The organism is Actinotalea endophytica, assembly GCF_025717005.1.
Taxonomy (GTDB): domain Bacteria; phylum Actinomycetota; class Actinomycetes; order Actinomycetales; family Cellulomonadaceae; genus Actinotalea.
This window is the reverse complement of record NZ_JAOVZU010000001.1, coordinates 225,041-237,785: the sequence shown is the minus strand read 5'-3', so window position 1 is coordinate 237,785 and position 12,745 is coordinate 225,041. Positions and strand designations below refer to the sequence as shown.

The following is a 12,745-nucleotide window of genomic DNA, read 5'->3' as shown; positions in this document are numbered from 1 at the left end:
GACCCGGCCGTTCCCGCCCGACCTCCACACGCACCTGCGCCGCTCGGTCCGGTCGTCCGGCCGCGGCGGCTGCGCACCACGCGGGCGATGCGGCGCCTGGTCGCCCAGACCCGGGTCCACCCGGCCCAGCTCGTGCTCCCGCTGTTCGCCCGGGAAGGTGCCACCGAGCCGGTGCCGATCTCGTCGATGCCCGGTCAGGTGCAGCACACGCGGGACTCGCTCCGGGCAGCGGCGGCCGCGGCGGCCGAGGCCGGGATCGGCGGGGTGATGCTGTTCGGCGTGCCCGCGACCCGCGACGCCACCGGATCCTGCGCGACCGACCCCGACGGCGTGCTGGCCACGGCCGTGCGCGACGTGGTCGACGAGATCGGCGACGCGCTCGTGGTCCAGGCAGACCTGTGCCTGGACGAGTTCACCGACCACGGCCACTGCGGTGTGCTCGCGGCGGACGGCAGCGTGGACAACGACGCGACGCTCGTCCGGTACGGCGACATGGCCGTGGTGCTGGCCGAGGCGGGCGCCGACCTGCTCGGCCTGTCCGGGATGATGGACGGCCAGGTCGCGGCCTGCCGGGCCGCACTGGACTCGGCCGGGCGCACGGACACTGCACTGCTCGCGTACGCCGCGAAGTACGCGTCGGCGTTCTACGGACCGTTCCGCGAGGCGGTCGAGTCCACCCTGGTCGGCGACCGGCGCAGCTACCAGCTCGACCCGGCCAACCGTCGCGAGGGAGCTCGCGAGGCCACCCTCGACGTGGCCGAGGGGGCCGACATCGTCATGGTGAAGCCCGCGGGGTCGTACCTGGACGTGCTGTCCGACGTCGCGGCGACCTCGCCGGTGCCGGTGTGGGCGTACCAGGTGTCCGGGGAGTACGCGATGGTGGAGGCGGCGGCGGCGCACGGCTGGATCGACCGGCGGGGTGTCGTGACCGAGCAGGTCACCGGGATCGTCCGGGCCGGGGCGGACGCAGTGCTGACGTACTGGGCGGTCGAGCTCGCCGGCTGGCTGCGGGAGGCGTGAGGTGACGACCGCAGGACCGGTCTCGGCGACGCGCGACACCACGACCGACCGCCGCACGACCCGCCGCGCGGATACGTCGCGGCCGACGGCAGGAGATCCGGCGTGACCACCAACCACGAAGCGTTCGTCCGGGCCGCAGCCGTCATGCCCGGCGGGGTGAGCTCGCCGGTGCGGGCGTACGGCTCGGTCGGCGGCGACCCGAGGTTCCTGGCGAGCGCGCACGGACCGTACGTGGTCGACGTGGCGGGCCGCGAGTACGTCGACCTGGTGGCGTCGTGGGGACCGGCGATCCTCGGGCACGCACACCCCGAGGTCGTCGCGGCGGTGCAGGCGGCGGCCGCGCGAGGACTGTCCTTCGGCGCCCCGACCTTGGGCGAGGTCGAGCTGGCCGAGGAGATCGCGCGGCGGGTGCCGTTCGTGGAGCGCCTCCGGCTGGTGTCGACCGGCACCGAGGCGACGATGACCGCGATCCGGCTGGCGCGTGGGGTCACCGGGCGCCCGCTCGTCGTGAAGTTCGCCGGCTGCTACCACGGGCACTCGGACGGCCTGCTCGCGGCGGCGGGTTCCGGCGTCGCGACCGCGGGGCTGCCCGGCTCGGCCGGCGTCACCGAGGCCACCGCGGCCGAGACGCTCGTGCTGCCGTACAACGACCTCGACGCCCTCCGCGCAGCGTTCACGACGCACGGCGATCGGATCGCCGCCGTGATCACCGAGGCCCAACCGGCGAACATGGGCGTGGTGCCGTCGCTGCCGGACTTCGACCCCGAGCTCCGCCGGATCACCGCGGAGCACGGCGTGCTGCTGATCTGGGACGAGGTGCTGACCGGCTTCCGGGTCGGCCCGGCCGGATGGTGGGGGATCGAGGCGTTCGCGCAGCCCGAAGCGGCCTCGATGCGCCACCTGGAGACCGCGGGCGAGGCGGCCGCGACTGCGGCCGCGCACCGCGTCGCCGCGGCCGACCCGGCGTGGGCCCCTGACCTCGTGACCTTCGGGAAGGTCGTCGGCGGCGGGCTTCCGGTGGCGGCGATCGGCGGGGCAGCCCGGTTGATGGACCACCTGGCTCCGCTGGGGCCCGTGTACCAGGCGGGAACGCTCTCCGGGAACCCGGTCGCGGTCGCCGCGGGGCTGGCCACGCTGCGCCTGGCGGACGACGCGGTCTACACGCGCCTGGATGCCGTCGCCGAGACGCTCAGGACCGAGGTGCACACGGCACTCGACCGCGCCGGGGTGCCCCACCGGGTGCAGCACGCCGGCAACCTGTTCTCGGTCTTCTTCGGCGAGGGCGCGGCGGAACGCGGCGTGCGCGACTACGCGGACGCCACGGGCCAGGACACCGCCGCGTACACCCGCTTCTTCCACACGATGCTCGATGCCGGCATCGCGCTGCCGCCCTCGGCGTTCGAGGCCTGGTTCGTCACAGCCGCGCACGACGACGCCGCGGTGGCACGCATCGTCGAGGCCCTCCCGGGCGCGGCCGGCGCCGCGGCGGGCGCCCAGTAGGGGGCAGCCCTCTCGAGATCCGGAGCGGGGTGCGGGTGCGGCCGGCGGACACGCGCGGGCGGACGACGCGGACAGACCCGGCAACGAGAGAGCGCAGCGAATGACGCTCGAACCGCGCGCTCGAACGGCGCGCGAACGGCGCCAGCGGATCAGGGCGGGTCGGGCGGCTGCACGGGCACCGTCGGCTCGGGACTGACGATCCGCACCCGCCCCACCGGCGAGCGCCAGAACGTCGCGCCACTGACCGGGTCCCGACTCGCGTACCAGCCGTGATGCGTCTTGAGCCGGTGATGGTGCCGGCAGAGGGCTTGGAGGTTCTGACCGACGGTCTGCCACCGTGCCGAACGCTCCGGGTCGAAGGGGGTGATGTGGTCGATGTCGCACCGCTCCGCGGCCACCCGGCAGCCGGGGAAGCGGCAGGTCCGGTCCCGCTCGACGACCTCGCGTGCCAGGGCCGCGGACGGCCGGTAGCCGTCCGTGCCGGGGGCGTCCGGGTTCGGGATCGGCAGCCCCTCCGCGTCGACGTCGACCAGGCGGGCCACGGAGCCGCCGAGCAGATGCGCGACTGCCGTAAGCGGCAACGGGCCGTACCCCGCGAGGTGCGCGACGGCGCCGAGGTCCGCATGACCCTCGACCGGGGCAGCGGCCGTCCGGTCGGCGGAGGGTCGAGCAGCATCTCCCGGGCCAGCCTGAGGCGGAGCCGCATCCCTCGGGCCGCCTGAGCCCGCACCGTCGGCCGTCACGCCGTCGGCGCTCCGACCCGCGACGGTGATCACCAGGTGCGGGTGGCGGTGCTGGCGGACCGGCAGCGGCGCGCCGTCCGGGCCCGTCCCCGAGTCCAGCACCCGGCGGGCCATCGCGGTGAGCGCGTCGGCGCGGCGCTCGTCGGCGCTCCGCTCGTCACCCGGTTCCGTCCGCGCGGCGGTGCCATCGAGCGCGGTCATGACGGTCACGGCATCGGAGGCCGGGAGCAAAGCATGGATCCACGCCATCGCGTCCGGTACGGGGGCCATGCGAACGCAGCGGTCGCGGCGGGCCGCAGCGTGCCGCTCCGCCGCAGCCTCCGCGTCGATCGCGAGCTCGGCGGCCCGCACGTCGCTGCGCAGCTGGGGGACGGTCCGCTCGTCGGCCTCGGGAAGGACGCGGTCCAGCACCGCATCGGCGAGGAGCCGGGGCAGGTGCTCGGTGTCCCTGAGCAGCACCTCGACCTTGCGCACCGAGACGTCGCCGCCCCGCAGTGCAGCGGCGAGCTGCGGGTGCCGTCGCAGCCCCATGGCGAGCTCGACCTTGCCGTCACCGACGCGTCGTGTCTGACCGAGCCGCGAGGCGATCTCGTCGGGCACACGCTCGACCGTGGAACCGGGCGCCCGGTCGACGAGCGTCGCCACCCAAGGGGCCTGGTGCCACGCGGCCCATGCAGCGACGCGATCCCACGCCGCGATGCCCTCGAGCACTGCTTCGTCATCGAGCGCCGTCGGGTCCAGCCCGACCAGCTTCGCGACGAGCGCCGCAGACGGTGGCGCCCCGTCGAGGCCGGCCGCAAGCGGATGGCGTTCGGCCCACGACCAGGGCACGCGCGACTCCGCTTCCCGCATCGCGAGCTCGGTCACCTCGGCGCCCCCTTCGAACACGTGTACGATATCGACAGGGTCTGACATGCACCGCCGGGTCAGGGAACGGGCGCGCGCGGCTGACGCATCGCGCCTCCGTCCCGACTCGTTCCCGGGCGACCACAGCACCACGCTGTGCAGCACCACGCTGTGCAGCGCCACGCCGCGCAGCACAACAACCTGCAGCTCCACGCCGCGCAGCACAACAACCTGCAGCTCCACGCCGCGCAGCACGACGGCACACAGCTGCACGCCGCGCAGCGCCACGACCCCACAACACGCAGCACCACGACCGCTCGCCCCACGAGGCTCCGGCGAACGACGCTCCGCCGAACGACTCAGCCGCCGACCGGCGCCCCCGGCACGAGCACCAGCATGGGCGAGCCCGCGACCCAGTCGTCGACGGAGTACGGCTGCTCGGCGTACCAGGGCTGCAGCCGCCAGGCGACCTCCGCGACGTGGCGTCGCTCAGCGGCGTCGGTGACCTCGACAGCCGTCACACGGACATCCCGCACCGGCCGTCGTAGGTGGAGCACGGCCTCGGGACGCGCACGCACGTTGGCCAGCCAGTCGCGCGCGCCGGGCGTCCCGGTGAGCACGATGCGGTCGTCGACGGTGACGTACCAGACCTCCACGCGCCGCTCCGCGCCGCTGCGGCGCCCGATGGTAGTGAGGTCGCAGGTGCCGGTCGGCGGGAAGTCCTCAGCACCCATGCCCGACAGGCTAGGCGTGGCCCTCGCTCGGCGGACCGGCTTCCGGGCTCGAATCAGCCGCACCCGCCAGGATCCGGTGCAGCACCGCCAACCGCTCGTGCATCTCGTCGGCGTCCGGTCCGAGCCGCCGAGTGACCTCGTCAAGCAGCGGGAGGAACCCGCGCCCGGCATCGAGGTGAGCGGCGCGACCCGCCTCGGTGAGCTGGACCAGGTACGAGCGGCCGTCCTCGGGGTTCGGCACCCTGCGGACGTGGCCGCGGCGCGTGAACCGACCGATGTAGCTCGACACCGTGGTGGCCGGCGCGGACATCCACCGGGCGAGGTCGCTCGGTGCCATCCCGTCCGTCGCGGCGAGCACCGAGTACACGGCGAACTCGTCGGCGTTGAGACCGGACGCCCGCACCGCGTCGTCCACCAGCGCCGTCGTCGCGCGCGCGGCGAGCCACACGTCGAACAGCACGTTCCCGAGGCTCGGGCTCAGGTCGGAGCCGCTCTCCGTGCCCATCAGGCCGGCCTCCCGGCAGCGATCACACGCTCTCGGCGCCGGGCTCGCGCCGCCGAGAACGACCCGCGCGCCGCGGACAGCCCGAGCAGCGCCAGCACCACGATCAGCACCAGGCCACCCGCCCACGACGTCACGGTCTTGGCCGCCGACGCCAGGCCGAGCAGGGCATCGGTCGCAGCGGGCTCCGGGTATGCGGCGAGCGCCAGCCACGCGCAGAGGTTCTCGAGGTAGTCGAAGGCGCTGCCGAGCAGCGGCAGGGCGGCGAGCGCCGGCAGCAGCCGTCGCCGCGGCGCCGACCAGGTCAGCGCGAGCGCGATCGACGAGGCCATGAACAGCGCGAACACCGCCGGGTAGAGGAGGTCGGCCAGCTGCATCGCTCGGTACGCCTCCCGCCCGGCCGGCCCGCACGCCTCCAGGAAGGCGTGGACGCCGGCGGCGCTCGTGTAGGCGTTGACGTCCGGCGCCGGCCGTCCGCAGGCCGCCCCGACCTGGGCGACCGCGAACGGCGCCGAGCTCGCGAAGAAGACCGTGGCGAACGCCGCGTAGACGATCGCGCTCGGGACCCAGACCTGCCACGACCCGAGGCGTTCCATCGCGCGCGCGGTCCGCGCCAGGACGCCGGCCGGGCGCACCTCGGGTCCGGCCCCCGTGCCACTCGCCGCGCCGGCCGACACTCCTGCGCTCGTTGCCATGGCGCCTCCTCGAACGTCGCGCGCACTGGATAGTGCGAGATCGCAGCATCACGATAGTGCGAGATCGCAGTATCGTCCAGGGCCTCACCCCCGCCGCGACTCACCCCGGCGGCTTCACGTCGCACCACCCGGGGCCGGACCACGCTGCACCCGAGACCCCAGCACCCCGTCGCCTCTAGCCGGTCGCGACCCAGTACCGCCGCTTCGGCGCCCCGCCCGGCGACGCCACCACGTCCTCGAGCACCCCGCCGCACCGCTCGATCACGGTCGCCGACCCGATGTTGGTGTCGTCGCACGTCACGAGCGCTCGCTCGATGCCCAACCGCGCCGCGACCCCCAGACCCGCCCGCAGGAACGCGGTCGCATACCCGCGGCGACGGTGGGCCGGCCGCACGCCGTACCCGATGTGACCGCCCTCACGCGCCAACGCGGGAGTCAGCCGGTGACGCACCGAGACCCGGCCCACCAGCACGCCCTCCACGACGCCGTACAGGTCCGTCCACGGCACGTACCCCGGCGGGAGCCCCACCCCGCGACTCATCGGCAGCACCCTCGCCACGTAGGCCGGCCAGGCCTCGCCCGCCGCGTGGAACGGCAGGAACGCGAAGCCGTCCGGCGCGAGCTCGGACTGCGCCGCGAGCGCCTGGTCCGGGTCGACCTCGGCAAGACCCACGAGCTCCCACGTCATCGCCCCACTGTGGGCCCCCGCCACCTGCCGGGCCAGCGGATTCGGCACACGGAACCTACGGTCGTGCGCATGAGGTACGCGATCGACGCCCCGACCCTGCTGCACCTCGTGCGCGACGGGCTGTCCGTCGACCCCGCGCACCGGCTCGTCGCGCCCAACGCCGTCCGGTCCGCGGCGCTGCAGCTCCTGCTCGCCGAGGTCCGGGCCGGCGAGCTCACCGAGCGGGACGTCCTCGAGCTCCACGAGCGCATCACCGAGGTGAAGATCCGCCTGCTCGGGGACCGGGTCTCACGGCGCACCGCCTGGCGGCTCGCCCGCGAGCTCGATCTCGAGACCATCGCCGAGGCCGAGTACCTCGCCGTCGCCACGCTCCAGGCCGACGCGCTGGTCACCGTCGACCCGCGGACGGCGGCGATCGCGGCAAGGGTCGTCGCCGTCGTGCCGCCGACGGCGCTGGCCTCCCCCTGAGCGCCGTCGGCGCCGACCGGGCGACGGACCGCCGCTTCGGCGCCCCGGCTCGGGCCAGATCCGCCGCCGCCAGCGGTCACCCCTGCACCGCCCGAGCGCGGCACGGTCAGGTTGGCGTCACGGCTCCGACGTGTCCGGCACCGTCCCCAGCTCGTCCAGCCAGGCCCGCGCGCTCGCGTCGGACGGCGCACGCCAGTCGCCGCGCGGTGACAGCGAGCCGCCGTTCGACACCTTGGGCCCGTTCGGCATCGCGGACCGCTTGAACTGCGAGAACGCGAAGAACCGCTGCGCGAAGACCCCGAGCCACCGCTTGATCGTCGGCAGGTCGAACTCCCGCCGCCGCTCGGTCGGGAAGTGCTCCGGCCACGGCCCGGCGGCCGCGTCGTGCCAGGCATGCCACGCGAGGAACGCGATGGTCGACGGTCGCCGGCCGTGCCGCAGCGTGTGGAACAGCGAGAAGTCCTGCAGCGCGTACAGGCCGATCCGCTCCTCGGTGGACTGCGGCCCCTCACCCTCCCCGGCGGGCACCAGCTCGGGGCTGATCTCGGTGTCCAGGATCGCCTGCAGCACCTCGCCGACGTCGTCGCCGAACTGCTCGGACGCGATCACCCACCGGATCAGGTGCTGGATCAGCGTCTTGGGCACCCCGGAGTTCACGTTGTAGTGCGACATCTGGTCGCCGACCCCGTACGTGGACCAGCCGAGCGCGATCTCCGACAGGTCGCCCGTGCCGAGCACGATCCCGCCACGCTGGTTCGCCGCCCGGAACAGGTAGTCGGTGCGCAGCCCGGCCTGGACGTTCTCGAACGTCACGTCGTACACCGGCTCGCCGCCCGCGAACGGGTGGCCGAGGTCCTCGAGCATCCGCCGCGCCGCGGGCCGGATGTCGATCTCCTCGAACGTCACGCCGAGCGCCCGCGCGAGCGCCGTCGCGTTGCCCTTGGTGTGGTCGCTGGTCGCGAAGCCCGGCAGGGTGAACGCGAGGATGTCCGAACGCGGCCGGCCCTCCCGATCCATCGCACGGGCCGCGACGATCAGCGCGTGGGTCGAGTCCAGACCGCCCGAGACCCCGATCACGACCTTCGACCCGCCGATCGCACGCAGCCGCTGCTCGAGCCCGGCCACCTGGATGTTGTAGGCCTCGTAGCAGTCCTGGGCGAGCCGCGCCGGGTCGGCCGGCACGAACGGGAACCGCTCGACCACCCGGCGCAGGCCGACGTCGGCGGCCGGCGGGTCGAGCCGGAACCCGACCGTGCGGAGCTCGAGCCCGCCCCGCTCGGCATGGTGGCGACGGTTGTCGTCGAACGTGCCGGTGCGCAGCCGCTCGGCCGCGATCGCGCCGAGGTCCACGTCCGCCACGACCACGTGGTCACCGTGCGCGAACCGGTCGCCCTGCGCGAGCGTCGCCCCGAGCTCGGCGACGATCGTCTGGCCGTCCCACGCGAGGTCCGTGGTCGACTCGCCCTCGCCGGCCGCGGCGTACACGTACGCCCCGAGGCAGCGCAGGGACGCCGCCCGGGTGAGCAGCGCACGGGACTCGGCCCGGCCGATCGTGATCGGGCTGCCGGACAGGTTCGCCAGCACGGTCGCTCCGGCGAGCGCGGCCTCGGCGCTCGGCGGGACCGGCACCCACATGTCCTCGCAGATCTCGACGTGCACCACGAGCCCCGGCACGTCCTCGGCCGCGAACAGCAGGTCGGGCCCGAACGGGACGTCCGCGCCCAGCAACGTCATGGTCGACCCGGCGAGGTCGTCGCCGACCGCCGCCTGGCGACGCTCGTAGAACTCCCGGTACGTCGGCAGGTACGACTTCGGCGCGACCCCGAGCACCCGCCCGCGGTGCACCACGACCGCGCAGTTGTACAGCCGGTGCCGGAACCGCAGCGGCGCCCCGACCACGACGACCGGCATCAGGTCCGCGGTCGCCGCGACCACGTCGGCGAGCGCGTCCTCGACGGCGTCCAGCAGGGTGTCCTGCAGCAGCAGGTCGTCCACGGCGTACCCGGTGAGGGTCAGCTCCGGGAGCACCACGAGCGCGACCGCGTCCTCGTGGCAGGCGCGGGCCAGGCGGATCGCGGTCGCCGCGTTCGCGTGCGGGTCGGCGACCGCCGTGCGCATCGCGCACGACGCGACCCGCGCGAAACCGTGGCGGTAGGCGGAGGCGAACGGCAGACCCATGACGCTCCTCGTGTCGACCTTGCTCCTGAGGATGATCCTGGCAGACCGGGACGGTGCGGGCGTCCCGCCCCGGCCCGCCGCGGACGATCCCGCCCCGTTCCTCAAACATGGGATATCTCCGCCGATCACCGGGCGTGACCGCAGCCAACCCTGCCCTGAACCCGGACGACGCCCCGAGCGGACTGCTCCGGTTCATCCCCCGCGGAGCCCGCCTGGACCCCGCCGAGTTCGAGTCCCGGCACCGCGCCCTGACCTGGGTGCTCGTCGCCCACATCCCGGTGCTCGCGGTGCTCGCCGTGGTCTGGTCGCCGCACGCCGTGACCGCGGCGGACGGCACCACGCACGCCCCGATGGCGATGTGGATGGCCTGGACCGGCATGGCCACGATGGCGGTCGCTGCCCTGATCGGAGGGGTCGCCCGCGGCCAGGTGGTGCGCTCGGCCGCGGTCGGCATCGGCCTCGCCACGTCGAGCGCCACGCTGGTGCACCTGTCCGGCGGCATGACGGACATGCACCTGCACTTCTTCGTCACCGCGGCGGCCGTCGCGCTGTACCAGCTGTGGACGCCGTTCGTGCTGTCCGTCGTGGTGGTCGCGGCGCACCACATCGGGATGAGCCTGATGGACCCCGCGATGGTGTTCTCCGACCCGCGCGCTCAGGCGAACCCGATCGCGTTCTCCCTGCTGCACGCCGGGTTGCTGCTGCTGGAGTGCGTCGCGCTCGCCACGAGCTGGCGGTACACCGAGCGCGCCGACCAGGAGCGCCGGGCGGAGGCGGCGCGGGCCGAGGCCACCGTCGCCGAGCAGCTCGCGTCGCAGCAGGCACTGGTCGACGAGCAGCGCCGCAACGCCGAGCTGGTCGAGGCCGAGCTCACCCGCAGCCGCGAGCGCCAGCAGCTGCTCGAGGCCAAGGTCGCGGCGCTCTCCCGTGCCGGAGAGACCCTGCGCCACGACGCCACCGAGGCCGACGGGGTGATCGACGGGCTGGTCGAGGCGTCGTCGATGATCGGCGGCGCAGCGCGCAGCGCCTCGCAGTGGGCCGAGCAGGCTGCCGGGGCGGTCGGCACCTCCGCCCAGACGATGCAGCGCCTCGAGTCGTCCACGCTGCAGATCACCGAGATCGCCCGGGCGATCACGCAGATCGCCGAGCAGACCAACCTGCTGGCGCTCAACGCGACGATCGAGGCCGCCCGTGCCGGCGAGGCCGGCAAGGGCTTCGCCGTGGTCGCCGGCGAGGTCAAGGAGCTCGCCCAGGAGACCGCCAAGGCCACCGACCGGATCGAGGAGGTCGTCTCCGACGTCCGCGACGGCACCCAGCAGGCGCTGACCGGCACGCAGAGCATCGAGGAGGCCATCTCCCAGGTCGTCGCCGCACAGCGCACGATCGCCGAGGCGGTCGAGCAGCAGGGTTCGGCGACCGGCCAGGCCCGGACGTCGATCACCGGCATGACGGCAGCCGTCGACGAGGTCACCCACGAGGTCGCAGGCCTGGCCGACGCGCTGCGCTGAGTCACTGCGCCCGGGCATCGTGCTCGGGCACGTGGCGCGACCCGCACCACCTGTCCGCCGCGCCCGACCCGCGTCGTTCGCGGCGTCGCGCCTACCAGGGCAGGTAGTAGCTGAGCACGTCGGCGGTCAGCGGCGGGAACAGCGCCTCGCCGAGCTCCGGGTCGCCGTAGACGTCCGGCCGAAGCCGACGCAGCCCGGCGAAGCCGCGAGACCCCAGCAGCAGGGCGCCGAGCTGGTCGGGGGCCACGCCGAACCCGCCGACCACGCCGGGGCCCTGCATGGGTCCGCCGGTCTGCACCGGGCCCAGCGCGCCGTCGACGAACGGCATCGAGTGGTGGGCACCGAACGTGGAGAGCACCAGGGCGTCGCGCGCACGCCGGGCGGTGCTGAGCCCGGCGAGACCGGTGCGCCGGCCGAGCTCCGCGATCCGCTGATCCAGCACGGGCCGCAGCGCGTCGAGCAGGCCGGCGGCATCCGGCACCCGCACGTAGTACTGCTCGGCGGCCTCGTCGGCCACGCCGAGCACCGGGTCCCAGGCCGTCCCGGTCACCGTGCCCGCCCGATGCACCGCGGCGATCGTGCGGCCGGCAGACAGCTCGACGAGCCTGGACAGGAGCGCGAACGCCGCGCCCCGGTCGGTCGCCGCCGGCTCGGCGACCAGCAGACCGTCCTCGTCGTCGCGGACCCGGGCGGACGCAACCACCACCCCGTCCCGCTCGAGCACCCACGTGCGGGACGCGCTGTGCGCGAGCAGGGCACGCCACCGAGCCGGCGGGTGCGGCACCGCGACGTCGAACGCCGACTGTGCGATGTCCTGCAGGGCCGCGAGCACCGACAGGTCCGCCTCGGTCGCCGCGCGCAGCCTCCCGCCGCCCGCACCGGCGATCGCGACCTCTCCGGTCAGCTCGCGCGCCGGCGCGATGTCGATCGCGTACTCGTAGCCGAACAGCCGGTAGAAGTACGGGATCCCGATCATGACCTGGAGCAGGTGCCCGCGCTGCGCCGACCGTTCGTGCGCCCAGTCCATCAACGCCCGCGCGAGGCCCCGGTGCTCGTGGCTCTCGGCGACCGCGACGAGCTCGACCTGACCCGCGGGCAGCACGACCTGGCCGACCCGGACCTGCTCGTCGAGCAGCGACGCGGTCGCGACCACCCGGTCGCCGTCGACCACGACGGCGCACGCCGACCAGCCGAGATCCGGGTCCTCGACGACGAGCCGGTGGTCCACCGCGTCGTCGGCCTCCCCACGATCGGTGAGCAGCGCGCCGATCTGGTCGAGCTCGCCCGGCCGGGCGGCGCGCAGCACGAGGCCGTCGCCCACCAGCGTGCCCGCCTTGTCACCGCTCGCCGGGTCGTCGCTGCCCGTCAGGTCGTCGGCGGTGGTCGGGTCGTCGCTGGTCGTCACACCGTCCACCCTGGCGAGGTCCCGCCCGGCCGGTCCAGCGGATTCGCCGCCCCGCGCCCACCGCGACGGCGCCCGCGCGGGTGCTCCACCCGTCCGGACCACCACCCGGGACCAACGCCCCGCTTGACGGCATACCCTACGGGGGTATGGTGTTGAAGAAGGCGGAAGGGGCGACCATGCCGGGCTACACCGGGACCAAGGACGACTATCTCAAGCGGCTGCGCCGGATCGAGGGGCAGGTCCGCGGCATCGCACGGATGGTCGACGAGGACGTGTACTGCATCGACGTGCTCACCCAGGTCGCCGCGGTGACCAAGGCCCTGCAGGCGGTGAGCCTGGGCCTGATGGAGGACCACCTCGGCCACTGCGTCGTGGACGCCGCCCGTGAGTCGCACGAGGCGGGCGCTGAGAAGGTCCGTGAGGCCTCCGAGGCGATCGCCCGGCTCGTCCGCAGCTGA

Annotated in this window: 11 protein-coding genes and 1 pseudogene; 5 read left to right on the top strand and 7 right to left on the bottom strand. The window is 74.4% G+C overall.

The window, feature by feature from the left end:
* Window positions 1-54: 54 nt before the first annotated feature.
* Together hemB and hemL are read left to right on the top strand one after the other, a co-directional pair.
* Window positions 55-1,020 (top strand): annotated as a pseudogene (gene hemB, locus OEB99_RS01145) (porphobilinogen synthase); the annotation flags it as partial.
* 144 nt (window positions 1,021-1,164) lie between these two features.
* Window positions 1,165-2,520 carry a glutamate-1-semialdehyde 2,1-aminomutase gene (gene hemL, locus OEB99_RS01140; protein ID WP_411910646.1) on the top strand — a complete coding sequence of 452 codons (1,356 nt, stop codon included), beginning with the start codon at window positions 1,165-1,167 and terminating at the stop codon, window positions 2,518-2,520.
* Between the two features lie 149 nt (window positions 2,521-2,669).
* On the opposite strand, the gene OEB99_RS01135 is transcribed toward hemL, so the two are convergent.
* The 5 genes from OEB99_RS01135 to OEB99_RS01115 all read right to left on the bottom strand — a co-directional run bounded on the left by OEB99_RS01135 (window position 2,670) and on the right by OEB99_RS01115 (window position 6,728).
* Entirely contained in the window at window positions 2,670-4,151 is a 1,482-nt protein-coding gene (locus OEB99_RS01135) for an HNH endonuclease signature motif containing protein (protein WP_263507779.1), read from the bottom strand.
* Window positions 4,152-4,468: 317 nt separating this feature from the next.
* Window positions 4,469-4,843 carry a nitroreductase family deazaflavin-dependent oxidoreductase gene (locus tag OEB99_RS01130; protein ID WP_263507778.1) on the bottom strand — a complete coding sequence of 125 codons (375 nt, stop codon included), beginning with the start codon at window positions 4,841-4,843 and terminating at the stop codon, window positions 4,469-4,471.
* Between the two features lie 10 nt (window positions 4,844-4,853).
* The gene (locus OEB99_RS01125) at window positions 4,854-5,348 is read right to left on the bottom strand and encodes a MarR family winged helix-turn-helix transcriptional regulator (RefSeq protein ID WP_263507777.1); all 495 of its coding nucleotides are present in this window, start codon (window positions 5,346-5,348) and stop codon (window positions 4,854-4,856) included.
* Window positions 5,348-6,040, bottom strand: coding sequence for a hypothetical protein (locus OEB99_RS01120; RefSeq protein WP_263507775.1), 693 nt, complete (start codon window positions 6,038-6,040; stop codon window positions 5,348-5,350). Before OEB99_RS01120 ends, OEB99_RS01125 begins: the two co-directional genes overlap by 1 nt.
* Before the next feature lie 175 nt (window positions 6,041-6,215).
* Window positions 6,216-6,728, bottom strand: a complete 513-nt coding sequence (locus OEB99_RS01115) for a GNAT family N-acetyltransferase (RefSeq protein WP_263507774.1) — start codon at window positions 6,726-6,728, stop codon at window positions 6,216-6,218.
* 69 nt (window positions 6,729-6,797) lie between these two features.
* Between OEB99_RS01115 and OEB99_RS01110 the strand changes: the two genes are divergently transcribed.
* Window positions 6,798-7,196 (top strand): PIN domain-containing protein, encoded by a 399-nt coding sequence (locus OEB99_RS01110; protein ID WP_263507772.1) that lies wholly within the window; start codon window positions 6,798-6,800, stop codon window positions 7,194-7,196.
* A gap of 117 nt (window positions 7,197-7,313) precedes the next feature.
* Here the strand turns inward: OEB99_RS01110 and OEB99_RS01105 are convergent, their stop codons facing one another.
* Window positions 7,314-9,374, bottom strand: a complete 2,061-nt coding sequence (locus OEB99_RS01105; protein ID WP_263507771.1) for an NAD(+) synthase — start codon at window positions 9,372-9,374, stop codon at window positions 7,314-7,316.
* Window positions 9,375-9,508: 134 nt separating this feature from the next.
* On the opposite strand from OEB99_RS01105, the gene OEB99_RS01100 reads away from it, so the two are divergent.
* A complete protein-coding gene (locus tag OEB99_RS01100; protein ID WP_263507770.1) occupies window positions 9,509-10,882 on the top strand; it encodes a methyl-accepting chemotaxis protein in 1,374 nt (457 codons plus the stop codon).
* Window positions 10,883-10,973: 91 nt separating this feature from the next.
* On the opposite strand, the gene OEB99_RS01095 is transcribed toward OEB99_RS01100, so the two are convergent.
* Window positions 10,974-12,287 carry a GNAT family N-acetyltransferase gene (locus tag OEB99_RS01095; protein ID WP_263507769.1) on the bottom strand — a complete coding sequence of 438 codons (1,314 nt, stop codon included), beginning with the start codon at window positions 12,285-12,287 and terminating at the stop codon, window positions 10,974-10,976.
* Between the two features lie 176 nt (window positions 12,288-12,463).
* On the opposite strand from OEB99_RS01095, the gene OEB99_RS01090 reads away from it, so the two are divergent.
* Complete coding sequence (locus OEB99_RS01090) at window positions 12,464-12,745, top strand: metal-sensitive transcriptional regulator (RefSeq protein WP_263508268.1); 282 nt, start codon at window positions 12,464-12,466, stop codon at window positions 12,743-12,745.